The sequence below is a fragment of the Aureimonas sp. AU4 genome (genome assembly GCF_001463765.1).
Lineage (GTDB): Bacteria > Pseudomonadota > Alphaproteobacteria > Rhizobiales > Rhizobiaceae > Aureimonas.
In genome coordinates this window covers 24,667-50,791 of record NZ_BBWK01000073.1, presented here as the reverse complement: position 1 = coordinate 50,791, position 26,125 = coordinate 24,667, and the positions used below count along the sequence as shown (strand labels likewise).

Below are 26,125 nucleotides of genomic sequence, written 5' to 3'. Positions count from 1 at the left end.
CTGCTATGTAGGCGGGTCTATCGAACCCGTCAACGGAAAAGTTTCGGAGTTCCGCTTTTTCTCCGACGCGGCTCGAATGGGCCCCCTCCCCTCCCACCCAAGCGCTTGTACCGATGCCTGCCCCCGACCTTCGGCTGTCTGGCGGTCGGCGGCGCCGCCTCGGCTTCGGTCCAGAAGGCTCAACGATACAAACGGACTCCCGCTACGATGGTCAGCGGATCCCCCTTCCCGTCCGCGGTCCGGAGGATATGTGTCGCCACCGCGCCGAAGCCCGCTTCCCCCAAATACAGCTCGACGAGGCATGCGTGATCGTCGTTACCCAGTGCCTGCCAGATCGCGACGGCCTTGGTCGGAAAGCAGCGGTTCGAGAAGGACACGAGGACCCGTCCGCTTGGTTTGAGGACGCGATGAACCTCTTGGAGCACCTCGACGGGCCTCTCCAGATACTGGATCGCAACGCAGATCAGGGCGGTGTCGAAGCTTGCATCGGCCAGGTCGAGCTTGGCGTCGCGGTTGAGATCCTGCACGGACCACCGATCGAGGCGGGGATTGGCGGCGAGTTCCTCCGCGTTCATGCCGTGACCGACGACTTCGGCGTAGCGTCCACCGTCCGGCAGATGGCTGACCCAACTCGACATGAGGTCGAGGACGCGCGCGTCGGGAGGGATCATTTCTCCGTAGAAACGCGCGAGCGCGTCGATCGCGCGGTCGTCGATGTGGGTCACGAAACGCGGCGCTTGGTAGAAGAGTCCATCCGGACTTGGGTCGGCCTTATAGAAGGCCTCCTCGGGCAGTTTGACGATCGACATGGGCGGATGCTCCTCCTGCTCGTAGCGCTCTTTGATCTGGCGCAGCCCGGGCAGCGTTGCGAGGAACGGTGGTGTCGCACCTCACTCTGCCGGAAGCCTCACCGCGTCGTGTCGCTTGAGAGCTGTTTCCTGAGCCTGCTCACCGTGGTCATTCGCGATGCGCGCCACCTCGGACATCACGTCGTCGACCGCTTCGTCGATGGCGCCGTGGGTCCTGGGATCGTTCGCCATACCGCTTTGACCGGGCTCGGCCTCGGGGAAATCGGAGCAGATGCCTGAGACGCTCAGCGGTCGCACCTTCCACGACTGTCGTGATCTGCGCTTCGACAACTTCAGACGCGGCGCACTCATGAGGCGAAGCCGGCTGTGACCTGCGCGGTGCCGGTGCCGGGCAGCTCGCGCATCATTATGACGAGGACTCGCCTTCCGCTACGACGTCGTGGGCGCACTTACCCTCGTTCACCACCGCAGCGCCGGGAATGTCGGTCACCACCATCCGGTCGTCGTGCTGTATCGCGACTTCGATGGCGAGGGTGCGCGCCTCGAGGTTGCCCCCCATTCCAACGGCGCCGTCGATGATCTTGCGGCAACAGTCGAGATAGGTCGGCAGTTACGGCTTCAACGGTATGGCCGTAACGGATTTTGGCGAGATAACGCGAGGAACCAGCACCTCAATCGGACTGAGAGCTGCGTCGCTTCAGATCTTCAGGACGAACTCGCGGGCACGCCCGCGTAGCCCCCAACCCCGACCAGCGTCGCCTTGGCCTTGCGGTACAGTGCCTGCTCGGCGCAGTCATTGAGCTGGACCAGCCCACCGCCCAACCGCAGCTCCCCACCGTCAGAGATGTTGAAGGCCGTGGTGCGGCCATAGCTCTTCGCCTGGACGTCGATCGACGGGATGGCGTTGGCCAACCCCATGGTCTCGGCGGTTCGTCGCAGGGGTGCGATGGTTGCGGGTGCGATAACGTCGCGAAAGACCCTGGGGTCGCGGTCGCGATCCAGCTCGGCTAGACCGGAGCGACCGAGAAGTATGGCCGAAAAGCAGAGGCTCACCGCGCCAGCCATCGGCAGACGTACGACGCTTCTCGCAAAGAGCCCCGAAAAGATCGATCATCAAGCGATGGGTGTCCGGCTCGCTCCCTCGCCGGCCGGCTCATCGCAGCCCGTCACGGTAAGGCAAACGGTTTCCGGTGCGCAGATGACCGGCGCACCGGAAACCGTCGCATCTGTGCGGTGGCCACCGCATACGACGGCCACCGCAACGGGCACCCTGGGTCAGGCTATGCCGGCGCCGCCGGTTACGCCGTAGACCTCGCCGGTGATGTAGCTTCCCTCCTGGCTGGCGAGAAGCACGTAGACCGGCGCGATCTCGACCGGCTGGCCGGGACGCCCGATCTGGCTCTCGGCGCCGAACTGCTGCACCTTCTCCGGCGGCTGGCCGCCGCTCGACTGGAGCGCCGTCCAGAACGGGCCGGGCGCGACGACATTGGCGCGAATGCCCTTCTCGATCAGCTGCTTGGCGAGCGCCTTGGTGTAGGCGACGATGCCGGCCTTGGTGGTGGCGTAGTCGAGGAGGATGGCCGAGGGGTCGTAGGCCTGCACCGACGCCGTGGTGATCACGCTGGCGCCCGCCGGCAGGTGCGGCACGGCGGCCTGCGCGATCCAGTGCAGCGCGTAGAGGTTGGTCTTGAGGGTCTTGTCGAAGTCCTCGGACGTGACCTTCGAGATGTCCTCGCGGTTCTGCTGGCGCCCGGCATTGACGACAAGAATGTCGAGGCCGCCGAACGTCTTCACCGTGCGCTCCACGATCTCACGCGCCCAGGTCTCGTCGGTGATGTCGCCCGGCAGCGCAAGCGCCCGGCGCCCTTCCGCCTCGATGATCGCGACGACTTCACTGGCGTCCGCTTCCTCGGCGGCGAGATAGCTGATCGCGACGTCCGCGCCCTAGCGGGCAAACGCGATCGCCGCCGCCCGGCCGATGCCGCTGTCGCCGCCCGTGATCAGGGCGCGCCGCCCGCTCAGCCGCCCCGAGCCGACATAGCTCGTCTCGCCGTGGTCGGGCACGGGGTCCATCTTCGAGGCGATGCCCGGCACGGGCTGCGGCTGGCGCGGAAAGGGCGGCTGCGGGTACTGCTTGCGCGGGTCCTGGAGGGTGAAGCGGTTCGTCAAGGCATGCTCCTCGGGTCTGGAAGTCGACCCGAGTAAGAACGCGCCCACCCTCACGGTTCCGTGACGCTGAGGGCAGCGATCGGTACCCGGCTACGGACTATCAGAGCCGCGTGTAGATGTAGAAGCCGTTCTGTCGCAGCACGGCGTCGACCGTGGAGACATCGAAGGACAGCTGCTCGGCGCGGATGTCATCGACCTTGCCGCCGAAGCGCCAAGCCCTGTCTCGCAGGAACGGGGGGAGCCGTCCGCCGTCCGGAAGGGCGCAGACGATGCTCGGATCCTCGCGGTGCTGGAAGAGGTTGTACATCGCGGTGGGCTCCTCATGCGGTGGTCTTGCAGGCGGGCTTCTAGCGGCACCCCACGACGGTTTGATGGCTTCTTCGCGACATTCGGCGGCAGGACGAAATGTCATGCGACTGTAACAGGCGACTGGTTGGAAGCGGCATCTGATTCTCCGAACGCTACCCGGAAGGCCCCGTATGACCTCGCGCCGCATGCCCGCCCTCGCCGCCCTCCTGCTCGCGTCCTCGACGCTCGCGGCCGGCGCCGAGCCGATGTTCAACCGCGTCGCCTCCTTCGCAGTTCCCGCTAACGCGCCCGAGGGCCGGGCCGGCGAGACGACCTCGGCCGAAATCATCGCGGCGAGCGAGGACGGGCAGACGCTCGTTTATTCCGACAGCCCGCTCGGCGGCGTCGGCTTCGTCGACATCGCCGATCCGCGCGCGCCCAAGGCGGGCGGCTTCCTCGACATGCGGGGCGAGCCGACCTCGGTGACCGTGGTGGGCGGCAAGGCGCTGGTCGCGGTGAACACGTCCGAGAACCGCGCCAATCCGTCGGGCCGCCTTGGCGTCGTCGACATGGCGACGCGCCAGGAGCTGGCGAGCTGCGATCTCGGCGGCCAGCCGGACTCGGTCGCGGTCTCGCCCGACAAGTCGGTGCTTGCGGTCGCGATTGAGAACGAGCGCGACGAGGACCGCAACGACGGCGCCCTGCCCCAGATGCCGGCGGGTTATCTCGCCCTTCTGCCGCTGAAGGACGGCACCCCGGACTGCGCGGGCCTGCGGCGCGTCGACATGACGGGGCTCGGCGACATCGCGCCGGAAGACCCGGAGCCCGAGTTCGTCAGCTTCAACGCGAGCGGCGAGATCGCCGTGACGCTGCAGGAGAACAACCTCGTCACGATCGTCGATCCGAAGACCGCGAAGGTCACCGGTCACTTCTCGGCGGGAACGCTGGCTCTGGAAGGCGTCGATGCCAAGGACGACGGGCAGATCCGCCCGACCGACACGATCGACGCGCGCCCGCGCGAGCCCGACGCCGTGAAGTGGCTCGACGAGAACCGCCTCGTCACGGCCAACGAGGGCGACTGGAAGGGCGGCACGCGCGGCTTCACGATCTTCGCGCGCGATGGGAAGGTCCTCTACGAGTCCGGTCCCGCGTTCGAATACGAGGCGATGCGAGCGGGGCACTACCCGGACAAGCGCTCCGACGCCAAGGGCATCGAGCCGGAAGGGCTCGAGACAGGCCGCTTCGGCGACGAGAGGCTCTTCTTCGTGCTCGCCGAGCGCGCCTCGGTGGTCGGCGTCTATCGCGACACGGGCGACGCGCCGCAGTTCCTTCAGCTCCTGCCGACCGGCATCTCGCCCGAGGGCGCGGTCGCCATTCCCTCGCGCAACCTTCTGGCGGTGGCCAACGAGGCCGACCTCGTCGAGGACGGCGGTGCGCGCTCGCATGTCACGATCTACGAGCGGGCCGAGGGCCGCTCGAGCTATCCCGAGATCGTCTCGGACGACAAGGACGGCCACCCGATCGGCTGGGGCGCCCTGTCGGCGCTCTCGGCCGATCCCGGTCGGGCGGGCTTCCTCCACGCGGCCAGCGACTCGATCTACAAGAAGGCGCCGACGATCTACGCGATCGATGCGACGCAGACCCCCGCCCGCATCACCGATGCGATGGTCGTGACGCGCGACGGCCAGCCGGCCAAGGGCATGGACATCGAGGGCCTCGTGCCCGATGGCCAGGGCGGCTTCTGGCTCGCCAACGAGGGCGATGCCGAGAAGAAGGTGCCGCACGCGCTGATCCACGTGGACGCCAAGGGCGCGATCCAGGAGGAGGTGCCCTTCCCGGCCGCGCTTCTCGAAGCGCAGACCCGCTTCGGCGCGGAAGGCGTCGCCATGGCCGACGGCAAGCTCTGGGTCGCGGTGCAGCGCCCCTGGAAGGACGACCCGAAGAACACCACGAAGCTCCTCAGCTACGACCCGGCCGCCAAGAGCTGGGGCGCGGTGCGCTATCCGCTCGAGGCGTCCGCCGGCGAGGGCGGCTGGGTCGGGCTGTCGGAGATCGCGATCCACGGCGACCACGCCTACCTGATCGAGCGCGACAACCGCATCGGCGAGGCGGCCAGACTCAAGGCCGTGACGCGCGTCGCGCTGGCGGATCTCAAGCCCGCCCCGCTCGGCGGGGAGCTTCCGACCGTCGCCAAGGAAACCGTGCGGGACCTCCTGCCCGACCTCAAGCGCACCAACGGCTACGTCGTCGACAAGGTCGAGGGCCTCGCGATCGACGCCACGGGCCGCGGCTACGTCGTGACCGACAACGACGGCACCGACGACTCGTCCGGCGAGACGCATTTCTGGACCGTGGACGGGCTGGCGAAGTAAGGCTCCCGCCGCCCCGCCCGCCCCGTCAGGGTGCGGACGGGGCGGCGATCTCGGTGGCGACCGAGGGGTCAAGGTTCACGCGCCCCTTCAGCGTCAGCCAGCCGGGCGCGAGCATCACGGCCACCCACAGGACCGCCGACAGGACGTTGACGGCCTCGAAGCGACGGCGCGGCATGCGCATCGTGCCCGCCACGAAGGGCGCGATCGAGCGCAAGGGTCCGAGAAATCGGCTGAGAAGCAGGGCGAGCGACCCCTGCCGCCGGAAGAAGAGCCGCGCGCGGGCGATCTGCCGCCTGTGGCGGCGCAGCGGCCGGCGGCGCAGGAAGCCCGGCCCCGACCAGCGACCGAACTCGTGGCCGAAGCTGGTGCCGACCACCGTCCCGATCAGGGAACCCACGAAGGCGTCCGTCCCGGGAATGGCGCCCGCCCCCGCGAGACTGCCGACCAAGAGCATGATCGCAGCCGCCGGCATGAGAAGCCCGATGCCCGGAAGCGTGATCAGGAGGCAGGCGAGCGCCGTCACTGGCCCCGTCCAGGCGGCGTGGACGCGCAGAAACTCGGCAACGGGGCTGAGCATCTCGATCAAGCGGCGAGGTTCTCCCGAGCCGGAACAGCACGGCGAGCGCCACGCCCTGCTCCGCTTAGACCGCGCTCATGTCGGCGCGACGACGGTCCGCATGGTCATACAGGCGTCACGTGTGCTGGTTAAGCGCCTGTCGTCATCCTAAGACGCCTCTTGCGCCGGAGCCCCGGCGCCGATTCCGGGAGCTCTCCAAATGATGCGCCTTCTCGCCGCCCTTGCGGTGTCCGCCGCCGCCCTCCTGCCGGGCGCCGCCCTGGCCGAGGCGTCCAAGCTCGTCCTCTACACGAGCCAGCCGAACGAGGACGCGCAGGCCACCGCCGACGCCTTCGAGGCCGCCCATCCCGGCATCGACGTGGAATGGGTGCGCGAGGGGACGACCAAGGTCATGGCCAAGCTCCAGGCCGAGTTCGCGGCCGGAAGCCCGCAGCCGGACGTCCTGCTCATCGCCGACAGCGTGACCATGGAGGGGCTGAAGCGCGACGGCCGCCTGATGGCCTTCCCGGAGGCGAAGACCGAGGGCTTCGACGCCTCGCTCTTCGACAAGGACCACACCTACTTCTCGACCAAGCTGATCACGACCGGCTTCATGGGGAACACGCGCGCCGAAGGGCAGCCGGCCTCCTGGCGCGACCTCGCCCAGCCCGCGCTCGCCGCGCAGCTCACCATGCCGAGCCCTTTGACCTCGGGCGCCGCGCTCGTGCATCTCGCGGCCCTCGTCCAGAACCCCGACTTCGGCTGGCCCTATGTCGAGGCGCTCGCCAAGGGCGGGGCGACGGCGTCGGGCGGCAACGGCGCGGTGATGAAGTCGGTGGCCGGCGGCGAGAAGGCCTTCGGCGTGATCGTCGACTACATGCCGATCCGAGAGGCGCAGAAGGGCGCGCCGGTGCGCTTCGTCTGGCCGACGGAGGGCGTGACGGCCGTGACCGAGCCGGTCGCCGTCCTGAAGACCGCCAGGAACCCGGAAGCCGCCAAGCTCTTCGTCGACTTCCTTCTCAGCGAGGACGGCCAGAAGCTCGCCGCCAAGCAAGGCTACCTCCCCGCCCGCTCGGGCGTCGAGGGTCCGGCCGGCTTCCCGGCGCGCGACACGATCAAGCTCATGCCGCTCGACGCCGCGAAGGCGCTGGAGGCCGAGGGCGAGAACAAGCGCCGCTTCACCGAGCTCTTCGGCGGCTGACGCCTTGGCGAACACGACCCCGCTCGCCGCCTCGCGCGGCGAGCGCACGGCTCTGATCCTCGTCGCGCTCTTCGTCGGGCTGGTCTGCGTCCTGCCCGTGACGCGGCTCGCGCTCGAGGCGGTGGCGCCCGGCGGCGTACCGGGCCTCTCGACGGCGGCTTCGGTTCTGTCCGCGCGCTCGACCTGGACCGCCACCGGCACGACGCTCCTGACCGCGCTCGGTGGAACCGTGATCGCGCTCCTTCTCGGCAGCGCCGTGGCGCTTCTCGTGGCACTCACCGACGTCCGGCTGAAGGGCGCGCTGGTCTTCGCCTTCCTTGTGCCGATGATGATCCCGCCGCAGGTCGCCGCGCTCGCCTTCGCGCAGATGCTGGGTCCGGCGAGCCCGCTCCTCAACACGCTCGGAATCGCACCCCGCCTCGGCGCGCCGAACCCGGCCTATTCGCTGGGCGGCATCGTCGCCGTTCTCGGCGTCCAGAACGCACCCCTCGTCTTTCTCGCGTTGCGCGCCAGCCTGCGCGCCCTGCCGCGCGAGCTGGTGGAGGCCGCGCGCTCCAGCGGTGCCGGGCGCTGGCGCGTGCTGCGCACGGTCGTTCTGCCGCTGATGACGCCGGCGCTGGTGGCGGGCGGGGCGATCAGCTTCGTCTCGGCGGCGGGAAACTTCGGCGTGCCGGCGCTTCTCGGCATTCCAGCCGGGCTCTCGACGCTCTCGACCCTCATCTACCAGCGCCTCGCGGGCTTCGGGCCGGCCGTCATCGCCGAGGTCGCGGTGCTCTCGGTGGTGGTCGCGGTTCTGGCGGCATGCGGCTTCCTCGTGCAGCGCGTGGCGCTCCGGGGGCGCGACTACCGGCTCGCCGGCGCGCCCTCGCAGGCGCTGGCCTATCCGCTCGGACGCTGGCGGCTGCCGATCGAGATCGGCGCATGGAGCCTCGTGCTCCTGTTCGTGGTCGCACCGCTTCTGGCGCTTCTCACGACCTCGCTGGTGGCAAGTTACGGCGTGCCGCTGAACGGCACCTCCGCGACGCTCGACAACTACCGCGAGGTCCTGTTCCGGCAGGATGCGACGATCCGCGCCTTCCGCAACTCCTTCCTGCTGGCGGGCGTGGCGGCGCTGATGCTGCTCGTCGTCGCCGTGCCGCTCGCGGTCCTGGCGGCCCAGCGTCCCGGTAAGCTCCTGCGTGCGCTGAACGGCGCGACCGACCTGCCCTACGCGTTGCCCGGTATCGTGCTCGCGATCGCCGCGATCCTCCTGTTCCTGCGCCCGCTCCCCGTTCTCGGCTTCAGCCTCTACAACACGATCTGGATCATCTTCATCGCCTATCTCGCACGCTTCCTGGCGCTGGAGCTTCGCCCGCTGGTGGCCGGGGCGCTGCAGATGGACGCCAGCCTCGACGAGGCGGCGCGCATGAGTGGGGCGGGCTTCACGCGCCGTCTCGTGACGATCGCCCTGCCGACGCTCGGCCCCATCGCGGCGGCGGGGGCCATCCTCGTCTTCATGACCGCCTTCAACGAGCTGACGGTCTCGGCGCTCCTCTGGTCGGCCGGCAACGAGACGCTGGGCGTCGCGGTGTTCAACCTCGACGACGCGGGCCGCTCGACGCTGGCGGCCGCGCTCGCCACCTCGACCGTTGCGGTGATCCTTGCCATCATGCTCGTCACGACGCTTTTCGGCCGGCGCCTGCCGCCCGGCGTCCTGCCCTGGGCGCGCTAGGCGAGCTCGCGGATCCCTTCCCCGACCGTTGCGGCCGCTGCGTCCCCCGGGCGCGGCAGCAGCCAGCCATCCACCGCTCGAAGCCAGACCGTGGAGCCCACGGCCGCGGGGCGCGGCGAGGCGACGCTCAGCGCAACGCCGGGCGCCGCTGAAGGCTCGACCGAGAGGCGCGTGTGCGCGCCCTTGAACGAGGCGGCCAGGACCTTTGCCGCAAAACCATCGCCGGGCGGGGCCAGTTCGAGCCCTTCGGCCCGCAGGCAGACGCGACCGGGGCCGCGAAGCGTTCGGCCCGGCGCGCAGCGGATTTCGGCCTCGGTGCCGAGCAGGCGTATGCGGCAGCGCCCCGCGCCGTCGCCCGACAGGACGTCCGCGTCGACGACGCGGCCGTCGCCGATGAAGCGGGCGACCGCCTCGCTGGCCGGCTCGCCGTAGAGCGCGACGGGCGGCGCGCATTCGAGGACGCGGCCCTTCTCCATGACGGCGACCCGCGTCGCCATGGCCATGGCTTCGCTCTGGTCGTGCGTGACGTAGACCATGGTCGCGCCGGTGCGCTGATGGAACCGCGCGAAGGTCTCCTCCATCGAGGCGCGCAGGTGGACGTCGAGATTGGCGAGCGGCTCGTCGAGAAGGATGATGCCGGGGTCCATGGCAAGGCACCGGGCGAGCGCGACGCGCTGGCGCTGGCCGCCCGACAGGTCGGCGATGCGCCGCCCCTCGAAACCCGACAGGTCCACCGCCGCGAGCGCCTCGGCGACCTTGGCCTCGCGCTCGGCCCGCGTGCGCCGACGAACGCGCAAGGGATAGGCGACGTTCTCGCCGACGCTCATGTGCGGCCAGAGCGCGTAGGACTGGAACACGATCGCGACGTTGCGCTCCTCGGGCAGGACATAGACGCCCTCGCCCGCCACCAACCGGTCGCCGAAGAGGATGCGCCCGGCGCTCACCGTCTCGAAGCCCGCGATCATGCGCAGGAGCGTGGTCTTGCCGCAGCCGGACGGCCCGAGCAGCGCCAGGAACTCGCCCGCCGCGATCTGCAACGACACGTCGTTCACGGCGGCGGACGAGCCGAAGCGCTTGGAAAGGCCGGACAGGACGATGGGCAGGGCCATGGAGGGCGGACTCGCGATAGATCGGGACGCGGCGGGTCGTGGCAGCCGGTTGTGACAGGGACATGACGAGCCGTCGAGACGGCACGAGCCCGGGCGGGAACGGGCCGGCGCCCGGGGCATTCGTCGTAGGCATGGGACGACAGGCGGGGCGGACGCAGGTGAGCGACGAGACGGAACGGGCCGACGAGCGGTTCAGGAACCTCGAAGACCTTCCCGGCCCGAGGCTTCTGGAGGCTCTCATCGGCGGCCAGGACGAGGCGCTGCGCGCCGTGCGCGCCGCGCTGCCGCAGATCGACGCGGCCGTGGAGGCGGCGGCGGATCGCCTCGCCGCCGGACAGGGACGCCTCGTCTACTGCGGCGCCGGCACATCGGGCCGGCTCGCCATGCTGGACGGGGTCGAACTCGGTCCGACCTTTTCCTGGCCGACGGAGCGTTGCGTCTTTCTCCTCGCCGGCGGTCTCGGCGCCTTCTCGCAGGCGCGCGAAGGCGCCGAGGACGAGGGCGGCGCCGCCGCGACGGCGGTCGAGGAGATGCGAGTCGGGCCAGGCGACGTGGTCGTGGCGCTGGCCGCAAGCGGCCGCACCCCCTACACGATCGCGGCGGTGCAAGCGGCGCGGGCGCGCGGGGCGCTCACGATCGGCTTCGCCAACAATCCCGGCACGCCCCTCCTGGAAGCCGCCGAGCATCCGGTTCTCCTGCGTACCGGGCCGGAGGTGCTGGCGGGATCGACGCGGCTTGCGGCGGGCACGGCGCAGAAGGCGGCGCTCAACCTCTTCTCGACCGCCGTCATGGTGCGGCTCGGCAAGGTGTTTCGAGGCCGCATGGTCGACATGCGCCCTTCCAACCGCAAGCTGCGCGAGCGCGCGCGCCGCATGGTCGCCGAAGTCGCGGCCTGCAGCCAAGATCAGGCGGAGGCGGCGCTCCAGGTGTCCGGCGGCGCGATCCGCGAGGCGATTCGCGCGCTCGAGGCGGAGCGGCCCGTCAGCCCAGACGCAGGGTCCGCCGTAGCCGGCCCAGCCACCGGTGGCGCCGATGAAGGCGTCGGCGTAGATCCGTCAGCGCCTGCGCGCAGTCGCTAGTCGCCCGCTCGCGGCCGGGCTCCAGGCCGATCACCAGCGTGCCGACCTCGGTGCGCGAGCGCCAGAGACGGTTGGCGGCCGCATGGTCGGGCACGGCGCAGGAGTCGGCGAGCCGGATCGCCGGATCGGCCATGAGCCGCTCGGCCGCCAGCGACAGGACGATCGCGCCGGGCCCGGCGGCGGCGAAGCGCTCGTCGTAGGCGGTCTTCCACGCGGCCGCCTCGCCGCCCGATTCCAGCACCACGAGGCTTGCGGCCGCATCCTCGCCCACCCAGAGCGTGAAGACGCGCGCCTGCCCGCGCTCGGCAAGCCCGTTCACCGCCTCGCGCGCGAAGGCCGCGCGGTAGCGGTCCTGCGCGAGAGCGGTGCGGCGGCGGCCCTTCCATCCCGAGGCTTCGAGCGCCAGGAACTCCTCCAGTCCCTCGCGCACGGCGTCGGGTTCGCGCGCCTCCTCGAAGCGCACGGGCCCGAACAGGGCGAGGCGCCGCAAGAGGCGATCGCGCTCGCGCCGCTGGCGGGCGGGCAGCGGCTGGCCGGGGCGCAGCGCGGCGCGCGTGCGCCGGTCGCAGACGGCGATCGACAGCCCTTCGGCGGCTACCGCCTTGCGCAGGACCGCCGTCAGCGGCCCGTCGAGCCTGAGGTCCGGCAGCACGAGGGTGCGCGGCAGGTCGCGCTGGTCCCGCAGCGAGAGGAGAAGGTCGCGCGCGGTGCGCAAGGGATCGTCGCCGTCGAGCGGCAAGGTGCCGACAGGCCCGAACGGATGGCTCCAGGCCCGCAGGATCGGGCCCGTGCGAAGCGACGGCCGCTCCACCGTGAAGGGCATGAAGAACCGCAGGCGCGAGCGATCGGCACCCTCGTCACGGGCCACCAGCAGCCTCACCGCGCGCTCGTCGAGGCGCGGCATGGCGGGCACCAGGAAACGCGGCTCGAAGAAGACGTTGGGTTCGACCGCCCTGGCCATCAGGAACTGGAGCTCGTCCACGAGTCCGAGGGCGGCATGGGCATCGTAGATCCGATAGCTGCGCTGGAGGGACAGGCGCTCCAGCATCTTGTGCGCGTCGAGCGGGGGACTGTCGACGAAGATCGCCTGGCCCGGCTCGATCGCTTCCGCGGCGGCGCCGCGCGAGGCGGCACGCCGCAGCATGGTGGAGGCATCGTTCATCAGCTAGTTGCCCGCAGCCAATCGGCCCTGTTCTTTGCAGACCACAGCTTAGGGTCGAAGCCCTTAATGAACTGACCTCCAATCTATGAAGGATTGACGCGATCAGCCTTGGAAGCCGCCCTCCTCCAGAAAACGCAGCTCCTCGGAGCTGCTCTCGCGCCCGAGAACCGCGTTGCGGTGAGGAAAACGCCCGAACCGCTGCACGATGTCGCGGTGCTCGATCGCAAACGGTACGTTCTCTTCGCCGATCTCCCCCATCCAGCGGACGCAGTCCTCCTGGTCGGCAAGCTTCTCGGAATGCATGAGCGGCATGGCCAGGAACTGGTTGACGTCCTCGCCGACATGGTAGTGGTCGCCGCGCGCCAGCGCCGCGCGCGCGAGCTTGAGAGCCTTCTCGTCCGTCTCGAAGGCGCGGGGCGTGCCTCGGAACATGTTGCGCGGGAACTGGTCGAGCAGGATCACGAGGGCCAGGGCGCCGTTCGGCTCGTCGGCCCAGCTGTCGAGGTGGCCGCGCGCGGCGCGCTCGTAGAGATCCCCGAAGCGGCTGGTGATGGTGCGGTCGAGCTCGGGGTCCTTGCGGAACCATCCCTCGGGTCCGATCTCGCGCCAGAAATCGACGACGCTCTGCGGGTCGATGGAGTAGTCGCTGTCGATGAAGGTGTCGCTCATGAGCGGGCGGACTTCCGGAGGTTTAGGGATGGCGGATCACGTCGAACGCGAAGATAGGGACGACCGGGACGCCGCAACAGCGGCGCGGCTCGAATTGCGCGGCCTGAAATGCCCGCTGCCGGCCCTGCGCACCGCGCGGGCCCTTCGCGAGGCGGCTGACGAATCCGTGATCGAGGTTCTGGCGGACGACCCGCTCAGCCCGCTCGACATCGCCCATCTCTGCCGCACCGAGGGCCATGCTCTTCTCGCGCAGGAGGATGCTCCGGGCGGCGGCTGGCGCTTCCTGATCCGGCGTGGCGCAGGGCGCGCCTAGAACCTCATGCCCGCGACGCTCAAGGGATTGTCCACGAGCGCGTCGCGGTCCGGGGCGTCGGCGCGCGGCGCGCGGCAGAAGGCGGCGAAGAGGTCGCGAAGGCGGCGCTCGTCCAAGCCCTCGCCGATCACCACGAGGCGCGTCGCTCGCCCCGAGCCCTCGGGCCAGGCCGGAAGGCTTGCGGGCGGATGCAGATAGCTGCGCACGCCGTGAACCACGAGCGGGCGCGCCTCGTCCTCGGCGACGCGGAACAGGCCCTTGAGCCGTAGAAGGCCGGGCTCGGCGGAAACGAGCTGCAGGAAGGCCTCGATGTCGGACCCGCTCATCGCGCCCTGGTGACGCAGCGCGATCGAGCGCACCGCCCCGTGTGCTCCGGCGTGGTCATGGTGATGGTGGTGATGGCGGCGCGCCTCGTCGGCGCCCATCCAGCGGTCGGGGTCGAGCCGGCCTGTGCGCGGATCGCGCAGGCCCGCGTCGAGGATCGCTGCCCCGGTCACCGCCTCCGCCCGCACCATCGGGGCGTCGGGATTCACCTCGCGCACGGCGTCAAGCAGCGGCGCGGGGTCGGCCAGATCCGCCTTGGTCAGCACCAGCCGGTCGGCGAGCGCCGTCTGCCGGCGCGCCTCGATGCGGTGGGCGAAATGCTCGGGACCGGCCAGCGCGTCCACGACGCACACGACGCCGTCGAGCCGGAAGCGGGCGAGAAGCTCGGGATGGGCGGCGAGCGCGGCGAGGATCGGCGTCGGATCGGCGAGACCCGTCGTCTCGACGAGGACCCGGGTCGGCGCCGGGCGGCGGTCGGCCAGCCGCAGGAGCGCGTCCACGAGATCGCCGCGCACCGTGCAGCAGACGCAGCCGTCGTTGAGCTCGACGACCCCCTCGCCCGCACCCTCGACCAGGAGTCCGTCGAGCCCGACCTCGCCGAACTCGTTGACGATCAGCGCGGCGCCCTGGAGCGCCCCTTCGGCGAGCAGGCGGTTCAGGATCGTCGTCTTGCCGGCGCCCAGGAAGCCGGTGAGGACGGTGACGGGAATGGGCTCTGCCGGGGCGGCCGGCCGGCCGAAGCGATCGGAAATCACGGGTTCTGCCGCGCCGCGTTCAGAAGGTCGGAGCCGGGACGCAGCTCGGTGCGGCGCTGCTCCTCGACGGCCTCGGCGCTGCCGGGCATGGGCGCGGAAACGGGCGTGGCCGCGCCCGGCTCGCCCGGCCGGGCGGGCCGCCAGGTCGGAACGGGGATGCCGTAGTCGGCGATGATCGAGACGCCCGCCTCGACGTTGCGACCCGCCGCCGCGCCGCCCAGCCGCACCGGCACCGTGTTCCGGGGGCGGTCGAGCTCGGTCATGTAGGGCGAGCCGAACGTCTCCTCGCGCTTCTCTTCCGATTCGCGCTCGTTGGCGCGCGCGGTGCGGCCGGCAGACGAGCAGACCGCGGCGCTGATGTCGGCGGGCGGCCCCTCGGAGGCGGGCAGATCGGCGACCGTCTCGCGGATCGAGCGCGGGTTCACGTGGAACCCGTTCTCGATGATCTCGGCGGCGAGGCGCTCGCGCACGATCGGCCCTTCCGCCCCCAGCACCACGGCGACGATGGTGCGGTTGTCGCGCGTGGCGGAGGCGACGAGGTTGAAGCCCGAGGCGCAGATATAGCCGGTCTTCATGCCGTCCGCGCCGTTGAAGCGCCCGAGAAGCCCGTTTGTGTTGTTGATCGACGCCTTGTCGAGCGTGATGCTCTCGGTCGAGAAATAGTCGCTGAAGGCGGGAAACTCGCGGCGGATCGTGGTGGCGAGGATCGCGAGGTCCTTGGCGCTGGAATACTGACCCTCGCCCGGCAGGCCGTTCGGGTTGATGAAGTGGCTGTCCTGCATGCCGAGGTCGGCGGCCGCGCGGTTCATCATGGCGACGAAGGTCTCGACCGAGCCGCCGCCGACCGTCTGGCCGATGGCATAGGCGACGTCGTTGGCGGACTTCACGAGCATCATGCGCAACGCGTTGTCGAGCCGCATCACCGAACCCGGCTTGAAGCCCATCTTGGAGGGCGGCTGGAAGGCGGCCGACCGCGTCATGACGACGGGGCTCTCGAGCTGCAGCGTCTGCGCCTCGATCGCCTTCAGCGCCAGATAGGCCGTCATCAGCTTGGTGGTGGAAGCGGGATACCAGCGCTGCACGGCGTTCTGCTGCGACAGGACCTTGCCGGTCGCCACATCCACCACGATCGTGTTGGCCGCCTGCGCCGACACCCCTCCGCCCAGGATCACGAGCGCGGCCAGGGCCGTGGAGCGCAGAAGCGACGTCATCGTGCGGTCTCTTTCATTCTCGCGGTTCGCCATTCTCGCGGCTCGCCTTGTCGCGCCTGGGACGAGCGACGCAGCCGCCCCCTTCGCAGTCGATCCGTTTCCGTGGCAAGGTGGGAGCCCCGAGGCCGATCAACAGGCCCTTTGTCGCCATTTCATGGCATCGCCGGAAGTCCTCATGCCCGTCAACAACCGCATCGCCGCGGAGGCGCCCAAAATCGCCGAGTGGCGGCACGCGCTGCACCGCATCCCCGAGATCCTCTACGACCTGCCCGACACGGCCCGCTTCATCGCCGCGCGCCTGCGCGAGATCGGCTGCGACGAGGTGGTCGAGGGAATTGGGGGCACGGGCGTCGTCGGGCTCATCCACGGCCGTGAGGGCGGACCGGTCGTCGGCCTTCGCGCCGACATGGACGCCTTGCCGATCGCCGAGGCCGCCGACCTGCCCTACCGCTCCGAGCGTGCCGACGCGATGCATGCCTGCGGCCATGACGGGCACATGGCGATGCTGCTCGGCGGTGCCGAGGCGCTGGCCGCCACGCGCCGCTTCCGGGGAACGGTCGCCGTGATCTTCCAGCCCGCCGAGGAGGGCGGCGCGGGCGCCAAGGCGATGATCGAGGACGGGCTGCTCGACCGATTCGCGATCAGCCGGGTCTTCGGCATGCACAACCTGCCGGGCCTGCCGCTCGGCCATTTCGCGATCCGGCCGGGCCCTATCATGGCCTCGACCGACGAGTTCACGCTGCAATTGCGCGGTCGCGGCAGCCATGCCGCCATTCCCCAACAGGGGTTCGATCCGATCCTGGCGGGCTCGGCCCTGGTGCAGGCGCTGCAGCAGATCGCCTCGCGCAACGTCGACCCGCTGGATTCCGTCGTGGTGTCGGTGACGCAGTTCCATGCCGGCTTCGCCCACAACGTGATCCCCGAGACCGCGACCGTGTCGGGCACCGTGCGCTCGCTGACGGCCCGCACGCGCGATCTGGCCGAGCGCCGCATCCGCGAGATCGCCGCCGGCATCGGGGCCGCGCAGGGCGTCGAGATCGAGGTGGACTACGACCGGAACTACCCGGTGACCCTCAACCACGCGGGCGAGGCGGCCTTCTGCGCCGACGTCGCGGCCGAGGTGGCGGGCGAGAGCGCGGTGAACCGCGACACCGTTCCGCTGATGGGCGGCGAGGACTTCTCCTACATGCTGGAGCAGCGGCCCGGCGCGTTCATCTTCGTCGGCAACGGCGCCTCGGCGGGTCTCCACCACCCCGCCTACGACTTCAACGACGAGGCCATCCCCTTCGGCTCGTCCTACTGGCTCACGCTGGCGGAACGCGCACTGCCGCTGGAATAAGCCCGTCGGGCGGCGAGGCGCAGGCGCCTCGCCGCATCGGTTTCATCCCTCGCGGTGGAGACCGGGATCGAGCGCCTCGATCAGCATGCGCAGACGGCGGCGGACCTCCTGGTCCTCGATTCGGCCGAGCGCGATGGACGACTGGAGCGCCTCGCGGGCCGCTGCGGGCTCTTCTTCCGGACGATTGTCCTCGAGCCCCTCGAAGAAGAAGGTCGGGGTCGTCTCGAAGACCTGCGAGATCCGGTAGAGCGTCGAGGCGCTCACGCGGTTGGCCCCGGTCTCGTACTTCTGGATCTGCTGATAGGTGACGCCGATGCGGCGCCCCAACTCCTCCAGCGACAGCCGACGCGCGGTTCTGATGATGCGCAGGCGGTTTCCGACATGCACATCGATCGGATCACGTTCAACTTTCACGACAAAACTCCGGGGTCATTCGAATGCGACGATACGCGCGGCGAGATCGCGAGAGGAAACCGATGCGTACCTTTTTCGACGCCTGTCAACCCGTCACACGCTTCCCGACTGATTTGTAATGTTGTGAACCCGTTCAAGCCGAAGGCAGGAAAACCCGAGGCTCGAAACCGTTTGTGGCAGTTGAAAGGCACGCAATCCTGATATCCGCGGAACCCTCGCGAATGGATCCGGCCAAATACAGCACGATATGTCTTGCTGATCATGTCCTGATGGAGGATTCAACCTGCGGCTGCCGGGTCAGGAACCGCAGTCCCGCCACCGAAAGCCACAGCAACATCCAGACCGGCGCGTTGCGCGCGAACAGGAAGGACTCCACGAAAGCGTTGAGAAGTGTGAAGGCAAGCACCATCAGGAAGAGGTCGGCGAGCCGCCTCGCCTCGTCGTCGGCGCGTGCGCGCGTGAAGTCGCGCAGCGGCAGCGCCACGATCAGAAGGAGGCCGAACACGAGGCCCGGCCAGCCCATGGCGATGACGAGATCGAGATAGCCGCTATGGGCGTTGACGATGCCCCGGGGATCCCAACTGGAGCCAAGCGGCACCTCGGCAGCCGCCACCGCCGGCGTCGTCCAGAAGCTGTCGAAGCCCATGCCCAGCCACTCGTGCCCGGCCAGCGCCTGGAGCGCGAAGCGCCAGAGATCGAGGCGTCCCGTCAGCGTCGTGCCGGGCAGTACCCACTGCTGGACGGCGTAGAGCGCGGGCGACAGGACGGTGCCGAGCGTGAAGGCGGCCATCGCCGACAGGGCCAGCGCCAGAAGAAGCACGGCGGGCACCCGCCCCATGCGACGGGCGCCGAGCACCAGGAGCGCGACGGCCGGCAGGAGCGCGAGCGTCGTCTTGGAGCCGGTCTCGAGAACGAAGAAGGCCGACAGAAGAGCGATTGCGCCGCCGATCCCGCGCCAGCCGCAGCGGAACAGGTAGAAGCCCGCGTAGCAAAGGCAGGCCATCACGGGACCCGCGACGTTCTTGTGGCTGTAGATGCCGCGCCACAGGCCCGCATGGATCGATTCGAGCTCGCCGGCCTGATGGATCGCGGCGGAGGGAAGAAGAACGATGCCGGCATAGCTGAGGCCGAGAACGGCCAGCACGGCGGTCGCGAGCGCCACGCGGAAGGCGCCGGCGTCGGGCGGCAGCACGAAGACCGCCGTCGCGGCGATCATGGCTGCGAGCGTGAAGGCGACGGCGCGCAGCGAGACGTCCGGCCAGGGCGAGTGGAACGAGGCGAAGACGAGCCAGAAGCCCATCAGCAGCCAGACCGGATGGGCCATGCGGCGCAGAAGCGCTGGCGGCGTCAGGGTGAGGTGGGAGAGGATGCCCGCCAGCATGAGAAGGCCGTAGCCGAGCTGATTAACCGGGCTTCCGGCGTCCGGCGTCTTGGCCTCGAAGGTCACGACGAAAGGCTGGAAGCTGACGAGCAGGCAGGAGAGGACCAGGGCGGCGATCGCGGTGCGCAAGGGGACGGCGAGGTCTACCGCGTGGGGGGCGAGACGGCGCTCGGGCGCAAGTGTCGTCATGGAACTCTCCCGCGCGATGCCGGCAGGCTACCGCGCGGGAAGTCTAGGGCCGGAAGGCTGCCGACCGGTTAAGGCGCGACGGCAGGGGTGCCGCCGTCAGGCCGGAACAGGCAGGATCGGCGTATGGTCGAGCGCCCGCTCGATATCGTCCGGCGTCCGGCCACCCTCCTCCGGGTCGCGCTCGATGGGAGGAGAGCTGCGACCGGGCTCACGCACCTCGTCCGAGCCGACATGGTCTCTCGGGGGCACGATCGAGTCCGGCGGCGCGGGTTCGCGCGGGTCGATGATATTGGATTCGATGTTGGACATGGGAGGCGTCCTCCGTTCCAGGGTTGTCGCAAGATCAACCCGGACGGGGAAACCTCGTTCCCACAAAAAATCGTGCGCGGTCAGTTGCCGACGGGCGCCGGCTTGCCGTCCTCGTCCTCCTCGCCGAAGGGAAAGGTCTCGATCATCTGCTCGACGTCCTCGTAGATCTCGTCGAGGAACTCGATCGCGCCGTCGGCGTCGTCGCTGCCCTGCGTGACCAGCATGGCGACCTGGATCTTCAGGATGCTGGCGACGTCCTCCAGGTCCATGCCCTGGAACAGGTTGGCGATCTTCTCCGAGATCTCCTCGGTCTGGGCTTCGGTCAGCATGGTAGGTCCTTGAATCGTCGCGGTCACGGTCTGAAGCGGGCGGCGGGGCCGCGGGTTCCCGGTCGCGGTCCGAATCGGGATCGGGCGGCTCCATCGCCGGCTTCCGCCTTGGAGCACGCGGCGCAGCGCCGCGATAGCCGCAATCGGCGCCGCCCGTCAGGGAGCGGCGGGCACGGGGCTGCGCGGGGCGGGCGCGCGGGCGGCCGAGAAGGTCTCGTCGAGCGCGTAGCCCGCGCCGCGCACGGTGCGGATCGGATCGCGCTGCCGACCCCGGTTGATGGCCTTGCGCAGGCGCCCGACATGGACGTCCACGGTGCGCTCGTCGACGTAGATGTCGCGGCCCCAGACGCCGTCGAGAAGCTGCTCGCGCGAGAAGACGCGGCCCGGCGACTGGAGCAGGAACTCCAGGAGCTTGAACTCCGTCGGGCCGAGGCGCACCTCGCGGCCCGCGCGGCGCACGCGGTGCGTCTCGCGGTCGAGGTCGATGTCGCCGGCGACCAGCTGCGAGGAGATGCGCTCGGGCTTCACCCGGCGCAGCATCGCCCGCACCCGGGCCATCAGCTCAGGCGTCGAGAAGGGCTTCACGACGTAGTCGTCCGCCCCTACCGACAGGCCCCGGACGCGCTCGGACTCCTCGCCGCGCGCCGTCAGCATGATGATCGGCAGGCGCTCGGTCTCGGGGCGGGTGCGCAGGCGACGGCAGAGCTCGACGCCCGACAGGCCAGGAAGCATCCAGTCGAGGATCAGGAGGTCGGGCACCTCCTCCTTGAGGCGCAGGTCCGCCTCGTCGCCGCGTTCGATCGTGTCGACGCGGTAGCCCTCCGATTCGAGGTTGTAGCGCAGGAGGACCGACAGGGCCTCCTCGTCCTCGACCACGGCGATACGTGCGCTCATCTCAATCCTCAGGCCGACTGGGAACCGGCGACCGTGGCGTCCGAGATCGACGTCGTCTGGTCGCCCTTGGGTCGGTCGGCCTCCATCTGGTTGCCGGTCTTGATGTAGTAGATCGTCTCGGCAATGTTGGTCGCGTGGTCGCCGATGCGCTCGATGTTCTTGGCCGAGAACAGGAGATGCGTGCAGGCGGTGATGTTGCGCGGGTCCTCCATCATGTAGGTCAGGAGCTCGCGGAAGATCGACGTGTACATCGCGTCGATCTCCTCGTCGGCCGAGCGGATCGCCTCGGCGCGCACGTGGTCGCGCGTCGCATAGGCGTCGAGCACGTCCTTGAGCTGGCCGAGCGCCAGTTCCGACAGGTGCTCGATGCCGCGCACGAGCTGCACCGGCTGGGAGTGCTCGTGGACCGCGATCACGCGCTTGGCGATGTTCTTGCCGAGATCGCCGATCCGCTCGAGGTCGTTGGAGATGCGGATCGCGCCGACGATCTCGCGCAGGTCCTGGGCCATCGGCTGGCGCTTGGCGATGGTCATGATGGCGCGCTCGTCGAGCTCGCGCTGCGCGGCGTCGAGCAGGACGTCGTCGGCGACCACCGCCTGCGCCAGGCCCCAGTCGGAGCGGATCAGGGCCGCGACCGACTGCTCGACCATGCGTTCGGCCTGTCCGCCCATCTCGGAGATGCGGCGCAGGATGAACTTCAGCTCCTGGTCGTAGGAGGAAACGATGTGGTGTTCCATGGGGGATGCCCTCCCTGCCGACGCGGTGCCGGCCGTCTCGTGTCGGGTCAGCCGAAGCGGCCGGTGATGTAGTCCTGGGTGCGCTTGTCGTCGGGGTTCTGGAACATCTTCTCGGTCGGACCGACCTCGACGATCTTGCCTAAGTGGAACATGGCGGTGCGCTGCGAAACGCGCGCGGCCTGCTGCATGGAGTGGGTCACGATCACGATCGTGTAGTTCTGCTTCAGCTCGTCGATCAGCTCCTCGACGGTCGCGGTGGCGATCGGGTCGAGCGCCGAGCAGGGCTCGTCCATGAGGATGACCTCGGGGCTGACCGCGATGGCGCGCGCGATGCACAGGCGCTGCTGCTGGCCGCCCGACAGGCCCGTACCCGCCTCGTGGAGGCGGTCCTTGACCTCCTCGAACAGGCCGGCGCGACGCAGGCTCGAGACGACGATCTCGTCGAGATCGGTCTTGGAGCGCGCGAGCCCGTGGATGCGCGGTCCGTAGGAGACGTTCTCGTAGATCGACTTCGGGAAGGGGTTGGGCTTCTGGAACACCATGCCGACGCGGGCGCGCAGTTCCACAACGTCGATCGAGGGATCGTAAATGTTCTCGCCGTCGAGCGTGATGTTGCCCTGGACACGGGCGCCCTCGACCGTGTCGTTCATGCGGTTGAGCGTGCGCAGGAAGGTGGACTTGCCGCAGCCCGACGGCCCGATCAGCGCGGTGACCTGGCGCTCGGGAATGTCGAGGTCGACGTCGAAGAGCGCCTGCTTGGCGTTGTAGAAGACCGAGACCTTCTCGCCCCGCATCTTGGAGGCGAAGGCTGCGGGCGCTTGCGTGGGCTTGGCTGCGGTCAAGGACATGTGTTCCATCATGGGTGGGCTCCTACCAGCGGCGTTCGAACTTGCGGCGAAGAAGGATCGCCGCGATGTTCATCACGGCCAGGAAGAGCAGAAGGACGATGATAGCGCCCGACGTGCGCTCCACGAAGGCCCGCTCCGCCTCGTTGGCCCACATGTAGATCTGGACCGGCAGAGCCGTGGAGGGGGCGAGCGGGCTCGGCGGATAGTCGGCGACGAAGGCCACCATGCCGATGAGGAGCAGCGGCGCCGTCTCGCCGAGCGCGTGGGCGAGGCCGATGATCGTGCCGGTCAGGATGCCCGGCATGGCGAGCGGCAGGACGTGGTGGAACACCATCTGCGTCTTGGAGGCGCCAAGGCCCAGCGCCGCGGCCCGGATCGAGGGCGGCACGGCCTTCAGCGCGGCGCGCGTCGCGATGATGATGGTGGGCAGCGTCATCAGCGTGAGCACGAGGCCGCCGACGAGAGCCGCCGAGCGCGGCAGCCCGAACCAGTTGATGAAGACCGCAAGGCCCAGCAGGCCGTAGACGATCGACGGCACGGCCGCGAGGTTGTTGATGTTCACCTCGATCAGGTCGGTGAACCGGTTCTTGGGTGCGAACTCCTCGAGGTAGATCGAGGCCGCGACGCCGATCGGCAGCGCCAGAACGAGCACGATGCCCATCATGTAGAGCGAGCCGACGATGGCGACGCCCAGGCCCGCCGTCTCCGCCCGGCTCGACGCGCCGAAGGTGAAGAGGCCCGTGTTGAAGCGCTGCTGCAGGTCGCCCGATGCCTCGAGCTGGCGGATCCACTGGAGCTGCTGGTCCTTGATCGGACGCCGCTCCTCGGGGATCGACAGGTCGAACTGGCCCTTCACCGCCGAGTCGACGGTGGAGTTGGCGGGGATCCAGATCTCCTGCGTCGTGCCGATCGTGGTCACGTCGTCCAGGACGATCCCGGCGAGCTGCGTGCGCACCCCTTGCGAGACGAGATCGCTCGCCGCGCGCATCTGCGTGCGGTTCTTGGGGTCGATCCCGAGCTTCTGGGCGATCGCGTCCTGGGCGAGCTTGGGATAGTTGGCGATGCGCAGCGCGGCCAGATCCTTGCCGCCCGTCTTCTTCGGGTCGATCACGCTCTGCGAGAAGGTGATCGGAAGGCGGATCTCGGTCTGCCAGAAGGCCGTGTAGCCCTGGCCGACGACGGTCCACAGGAGGATCGCCAGGAACACGAGGCCGATCAGGATCGCGGAGAGGCCATAGAGCCGGAAGCGGCGCTCCGCGGCGTAGCGGCGCTTCAGGCCGATGTCGCGGCGCGCGGCGGAACGGCCGGGCGCGGCCGCGACCGGCGCGTCGGGAAAGGTCGCGTCGCTCATTCGTACTGCTCCCGGTATTTGCGAACGATGCTGAGGGCGATGATGTTGAGCCCGAGCGTGATCACGAAGAGGGTGATGCCGAGGGCGAAGGCCACCAGCGTCTGGGGCGAGTTGAACTCGAGGTCGCCCGTCAGCTGGTTGACGATCTTTACCGTGACGGTGGTCATCGCCTCGAAGGGGTTGAGCGTCAGGCGGGCGGCGACGCCCGCCGCCAGGACCACGATCATGGTCTCGCCGATGGCGCGCGAGGCGGTCAGAAGCAGCGCCGAGACGATGCCCGGCAGGGCCGCCGGCAGGACGACGCGCTTGATGGTCTCGGAGCGCGTGGCGCCGAGGCCCAGCGAGCCGTCGCGCAGGGATCGCGGCACGGCGGTGATGATGTCGTCGGACAGCGACGACACGAAGGGGATCAGCATGATGCCCATCACGAGCCCCGCCGTCAGGATCGACTGGGCCTGGATGAAGTTGGTGTAGTCACCCGTGACGAGGCCGTTGATCTGGGCCGAGACGTCGCGAAGGAAGGGACCGACCGTCACGAGCGCGAAGAAGCCGTAGACGATGGTCGGGATGCCAGCGAGCACCTCGAGGAGCGGCTTCACCACCGAGCGGGTGCGCGGCTTGGCGTATTCGGCCATGTAGATCGCCGCGAACAGGCCGACGGGCACGGCGAAGAGCATGGCGACGAAGGCGATGTAGAGCGTGCCGGCCAGAAGCGGGATGAGGCCGAACTGGCCCGCCTCGCCCGTGGAACCGGCGGCGGCGAAGCGCGGGTCCCAGACCGTGCCGAAGAAGAAGCTCGACGGCTCGACGCGGTGGAAGAACTCGATCGTCTCCGACAGCATCGACAGGATGATGCCGATGGTCGTGACGATCGCGATCATGGAGCAGAGGATCAGGATCGCGCGGACCACGATCTCGACTTGGTTGCGGGCGCGAAGGCGCGGCGCGATGCGCTTGAGGCCGAGGGCCGCGCCGGCCAGCGCGGCGAGGATCGTGAGGATCGCCTTGCCGGTCTGCACCGTGTTCTCGATGCGCACCTTGGCGGCGGCCGGGCGCACCATCGCGTCATCGGTCGCGGTGGCGATGGCGACGCCCCGGCGCTGGAGAAGCGGCACGACCTCATTGAGCGGCAGGCCGTCGACGCTCGCGAACTCGTCGGCCGGCAGGACGCGCATGCCGGAGGCCAGGGCATCGATGAGCTGGGCGCGGACGCTCGGCGGCACCGCGCCGCCCGGCGCGCTGTCCTCGACCGCCTGGCGGACCGGACCTTCCGCGATGATCGGCCCGGCCACCGAGGCCGCGATCAGCACGACCAGCGCCGGAAGAGCCGACCACACGAAGACAAAGGCCCCGTGGTAGACGGGGCGCGAATGCAGCTTCTCGCCGGGTCCCGGTCGCAGCGCCGCGCTGCGGCGCGCGCCCAGGAAGGCACCCCCGAGCGCGATCAGAAGCGAGACCACGAGGATCGCTAAGGACGACATGTTGGCTCCCGGCTATAGGAAGCGGCCGAGCCGCCCTCAAGGGAAACGATGGAGCGGCACGGGGCGCAGCGGGCGCGCCCCGTGCCGAAGACGGCGGATCCCGCCGGGCGCGGAGCCCGGCGAGACCCTTCGGCATCACATGGTCTTGCCGGCGTCGAAGTCGGCGCGATAGGTCTCGCGCTCGGCGTCGGGGGCGGGCACGAGGCCGTAGGTGGCGAGCGGGCTGTCGGGGCCGATCATCTGCTCGGACAGGAAGAAGTCCGCATATTCCTTGAGGCCCGGCACCACGCCGATATGCGCTTTCTTCACGTAGAAGAAGAGCGGGCGCGACACGGGGTACTTGCCGGTGGAGATGGTCTCGACCGAGGGCACGATGTCGTTGACCGTCGCGACCTTCAGCTTGTCCTGGTTCTGCTCGTAGAAGGCCAGGCCGAACACGCCCACGCCCTGCTTGTTGGCGTCGATGCGGGCCAGCGTCTCGGTGTAGTCGCCGTCGATGTCGACCGCCGCGCCGTCCTTGCGGACCTGGAGGCAGGCGGCGCCCGCGGCCTTCTCGTCCATGCCGGAAGCCTTCAGGGCGTCGAGCGTGCCGGTGGCCTTGCAGCCGGCCTCGATCAGCTTGGTCTCGAAGACCTCGCGCGTGCCGTGCTTCGAGCCCGGGATATAGGCGGCGATGTTCCAGTCGGGCAGCGAGTCGTTGACCGACTTCCAGGTCTTGTTCGGATTGTCGACGAGCTTGCCGTCCACGACCATCTTGGCGCCGAGCGCCTTGAAGACGTCGGTCGGCGTCAGCTTCCAGTCCGAGCCGCCGGCGGCGGTGGCGAAGACGATGCCGTCATAGCCGAACTTGACCTCCTGGATGTCGGTCACGCCGTTGTCCATGCAGGTCTTCTTCTCGGAGGCGCTGATCGGGCGCGAGGCGTTCGCGACGTCGATCGTGTCCGGGCCGACGCCCGAGCAGAACTGCTTGAGGCCGGCGCCCGTGCCGCCCGACTCCACAACCGGGGTAGGATAGTCGGGATACACTTCGCCGAAGTTCTCGGCCACGATCTGGGCGTAGGGCAGAACGGTCGAGGAGCCGGCGATCTGGATCGGCTGGGCGTTCTGGGCCATCGCGGAGGTGGC

At 69.5% G+C, this 26,125-nt stretch carries 27 protein-coding genes and 1 pseudogene; 6 read left to right on the top strand and 22 right to left on the bottom strand.

Annotated elements, in window-relative coordinates:
• Positions 1-179: 179 nt before the first annotated feature.
• From AUL35_RS18975 to AUL35_RS18955, 6 genes and pseudogenes are all read right to left on the bottom strand, one after another.
• A complete protein-coding gene (locus tag AUL35_RS18975; protein ID WP_062017752.1) occupies positions 180-809 on the bottom strand; it encodes a class I SAM-dependent methyltransferase in 630 nt (209 codons plus the stop codon).
• A gap of 81 nt (positions 810-890) precedes the next feature.
• The gene (locus AUL35_RS22275; RefSeq protein WP_156418076.1) at positions 891-1,160 is read right to left on the bottom strand and encodes a hypothetical protein; all 270 of its coding nucleotides are present in this window, start codon (positions 1,158-1,160) and stop codon (positions 891-893) included.
• Positions 1,161-1,215: 55 nt separating this feature from the next.
• Complete coding sequence (locus AUL35_RS22270) at positions 1,216-1,368, bottom strand: hypothetical protein (RefSeq protein ID WP_156418075.1); 153 nt, start codon at positions 1,366-1,368, stop codon at positions 1,216-1,218.
• Between the two features lie 146 nt (positions 1,369-1,514).
• Positions 1,515-1,874: a hypothetical protein gene (locus tag AUL35_RS18965; RefSeq protein ID WP_062017748.1), complete on the bottom strand. Its 360-nt coding sequence runs from the start codon at positions 1,872-1,874 to the stop codon at positions 1,515-1,517.
• A gap of 210 nt (positions 1,875-2,084) precedes the next feature.
• Positions 2,085-2,978, bottom strand: a pseudogene (locus AUL35_RS18960) (SDR family oxidoreductase).
• Positions 2,979-3,078: 100 nt separating this feature from the next.
• Entirely contained in the window at positions 3,079-3,285 is a 207-nt protein-coding gene (locus AUL35_RS18955; protein ID WP_062017746.1) for a hypothetical protein, read from the bottom strand.
• A gap of 172 nt (positions 3,286-3,457) precedes the next feature.
• Here AUL35_RS18955 and AUL35_RS18950 point away from each other — a divergent pair, with 172 nt between their 5' ends.
• Complete coding sequence (locus AUL35_RS18950) at positions 3,458-5,638, top strand: esterase-like activity of phytase family protein (RefSeq protein ID WP_062017744.1); 2,181 nt, start codon at positions 3,458-3,460, stop codon at positions 5,636-5,638.
• A 25-nt stretch (positions 5,639-5,663) separates the two neighbouring features.
• Here the strand turns inward: AUL35_RS18950 and AUL35_RS18945 are convergent, their stop codons facing one another.
• Positions 5,664-6,215, bottom strand: a complete 552-nt coding sequence (locus AUL35_RS18945; RefSeq protein WP_244493838.1) for a DedA family protein — start codon at positions 6,213-6,215, stop codon at positions 5,664-5,666.
• Between the two features lie 199 nt (positions 6,216-6,414).
• On the opposite strand from AUL35_RS18945, the gene AUL35_RS18940 reads away from it, so the two are divergent.
• Both AUL35_RS18940 and AUL35_RS18935 read left to right on the top strand, forming a co-directional pair.
• Positions 6,415-7,395, top strand: a complete 981-nt coding sequence (locus AUL35_RS18940) for an ABC transporter substrate-binding protein (RefSeq protein WP_062017740.1) — start codon at positions 6,415-6,417, stop codon at positions 7,393-7,395.
• Between the two features lie 4 nt (positions 7,396-7,399).
• Entirely contained in the window at positions 7,400-9,106 is a 1,707-nt protein-coding gene (locus tag AUL35_RS18935) for an iron ABC transporter permease (RefSeq protein ID WP_062017739.1), read from the top strand.
• Here AUL35_RS18935 and AUL35_RS18930 read toward each other — a convergent pair.
• On the bottom strand, positions 9,103-10,215 hold the full coding sequence (locus AUL35_RS18930) for an ABC transporter ATP-binding protein (RefSeq protein WP_062017737.1): 1,113 nt from the start codon (positions 10,213-10,215) through the stop codon (positions 9,103-9,105). The genes AUL35_RS18935 and AUL35_RS18930 overlap by 4 nt on opposite strands.
• Positions 10,216-10,373: 158 nt before the next feature.
• Here AUL35_RS18930 and AUL35_RS18925 point away from each other — a divergent pair, with 158 nt between their 5' ends.
• On the top strand, positions 10,374-11,294 hold the full coding sequence (locus AUL35_RS18925; protein WP_244493833.1) for an N-acetylmuramic acid 6-phosphate etherase: 921 nt from the start codon (positions 10,374-10,376) through the stop codon (positions 11,292-11,294).
• Here AUL35_RS18925 and AUL35_RS18920 read toward each other — a convergent pair.
• Both AUL35_RS18920 and AUL35_RS18915 read right to left on the bottom strand, forming a co-directional pair.
• A complete protein-coding gene (locus AUL35_RS18920; RefSeq protein ID WP_062017733.1) occupies positions 11,197-12,456 on the bottom strand; it encodes a GNAT family N-acetyltransferase in 1,260 nt (419 codons plus the stop codon). The genes AUL35_RS18925 and AUL35_RS18920 overlap by 98 nt on opposite strands.
• Positions 12,457-12,558: 102 nt before the next feature.
• Positions 12,559-13,125 carry a DUF924 family protein gene (locus tag AUL35_RS18915; RefSeq protein ID WP_062017731.1) on the bottom strand — a complete coding sequence of 189 codons (567 nt, stop codon included), beginning with the start codon at positions 13,123-13,125 and terminating at the stop codon, positions 12,559-12,561.
• 28 nt (positions 13,126-13,153) lie between these two features.
• Here AUL35_RS18915 and AUL35_RS18910 point away from each other — a divergent pair, with 28 nt between their 5' ends.
• Entirely contained in the window at positions 13,154-13,438 is a 285-nt protein-coding gene (locus AUL35_RS18910) for a sulfurtransferase TusA family protein (RefSeq protein ID WP_062017729.1), read from the top strand.
• Here the strand turns inward: AUL35_RS18910 and AUL35_RS18905 are convergent.
• Positions 13,435-14,517 carry a GTP-binding protein gene (locus tag AUL35_RS18905; protein ID WP_244493832.1) on the bottom strand — a complete coding sequence of 361 codons (1,083 nt, stop codon included), beginning with the start codon at positions 14,515-14,517 and terminating at the stop codon, positions 13,435-13,437. The two genes, AUL35_RS18910 and AUL35_RS18905, sit on opposite strands and share 4 nt — an antisense overlap.
• Positions 14,514-15,728: a D-alanyl-D-alanine carboxypeptidase family protein gene (locus AUL35_RS18900; protein WP_062017768.1), complete on the bottom strand. Its 1,215-nt coding sequence runs from the start codon at positions 15,726-15,728 to the stop codon at positions 14,514-14,516. Before AUL35_RS18900 ends, AUL35_RS18905 begins: the two co-directional genes overlap by 4 nt.
• 175 nt (positions 15,729-15,903) lie before the next feature.
• Here AUL35_RS18900 and AUL35_RS18895 point away from each other — a divergent pair, with 175 nt between their 5' ends.
• Positions 15,904-17,067, top strand: coding sequence for a M20 aminoacylase family protein (locus AUL35_RS18895; RefSeq protein WP_062017727.1), 1,164 nt, complete (start codon positions 15,904-15,906; stop codon positions 17,065-17,067).
• A gap of 42 nt (positions 17,068-17,109) precedes the next feature.
• Here AUL35_RS18895 and AUL35_RS18890 read toward each other — a convergent pair whose 3' ends face one another.
• The 10 genes from AUL35_RS18890 to AUL35_RS18845 form a co-directional block, all read right to left on the bottom strand.
• Positions 17,110-17,481, bottom strand: coding sequence for a helix-turn-helix domain-containing protein (locus AUL35_RS18890; protein WP_082666459.1), 372 nt, complete (start codon positions 17,479-17,481; stop codon positions 17,110-17,112).
• Between the two features lie 259 nt (positions 17,482-17,740).
• Positions 17,741-19,051 carry an O-antigen ligase gene (locus AUL35_RS18885; RefSeq protein WP_062017723.1) on the bottom strand — a complete coding sequence of 437 codons (1,311 nt, stop codon included), beginning with the start codon at positions 19,049-19,051 and terminating at the stop codon, positions 17,741-17,743.
• Between the two features lie 96 nt (positions 19,052-19,147).
• Positions 19,148-19,360, bottom strand: a complete 213-nt coding sequence (locus tag AUL35_RS18880) for a hypothetical protein (protein ID WP_062017721.1) — start codon at positions 19,358-19,360, stop codon at positions 19,148-19,150.
• Positions 19,361-19,440: 80 nt separating this feature from the next.
• Positions 19,441-19,689, bottom strand: a complete 249-nt coding sequence (locus AUL35_RS18875; protein WP_062017719.1) for a hypothetical protein — start codon at positions 19,687-19,689, stop codon at positions 19,441-19,443.
• A gap of 156 nt (positions 19,690-19,845) precedes the next feature.
• Positions 19,846-20,583, bottom strand: a complete 738-nt coding sequence (phoB, locus tag AUL35_RS18870; RefSeq protein WP_062017717.1) for a phosphate regulon transcriptional regulator PhoB — start codon at positions 20,581-20,583, stop codon at positions 19,846-19,848.
• Between the two features lie 8 nt (positions 20,584-20,591).
• On the bottom strand, positions 20,592-21,320 hold the full coding sequence (gene phoU, locus AUL35_RS18865; protein ID WP_062017715.1) for a phosphate signaling complex protein PhoU: 729 nt from the start codon (positions 21,318-21,320) through the stop codon (positions 20,592-20,594).
• A gap of 47 nt (positions 21,321-21,367) precedes the next feature.
• Entirely contained in the window at positions 21,368-22,177 is an 810-nt protein-coding gene (gene pstB / locus AUL35_RS18860) for a phosphate ABC transporter ATP-binding protein PstB (RefSeq protein ID WP_062017766.1), read from the bottom strand.
• Positions 22,178-22,190: 13 nt separating this feature from the next.
• On the bottom strand, positions 22,191-23,519 hold the full coding sequence (pstA, locus tag AUL35_RS18855; RefSeq protein WP_062017713.1) for a phosphate ABC transporter permease PstA: 1,329 nt from the start codon (positions 23,517-23,519) through the stop codon (positions 22,191-22,193).
• A complete protein-coding gene (gene pstC, locus AUL35_RS18850; RefSeq protein WP_062017711.1) occupies positions 23,516-25,000 on the bottom strand; it encodes a phosphate ABC transporter permease subunit PstC in 1,485 nt (494 codons plus the stop codon). Before pstC ends, pstA begins: the two co-directional genes overlap by 4 nt.
• 135 nt (positions 25,001-25,135) lie before the next feature.
• Positions 25,136-26,113 (bottom strand): PstS family phosphate ABC transporter substrate-binding protein, encoded by a 978-nt coding sequence (locus AUL35_RS18845; protein ID WP_082666461.1) that lies wholly within the window; start codon positions 26,111-26,113, stop codon positions 25,136-25,138.
• Positions 26,114-26,125 lie beyond the last annotated feature (12 nt).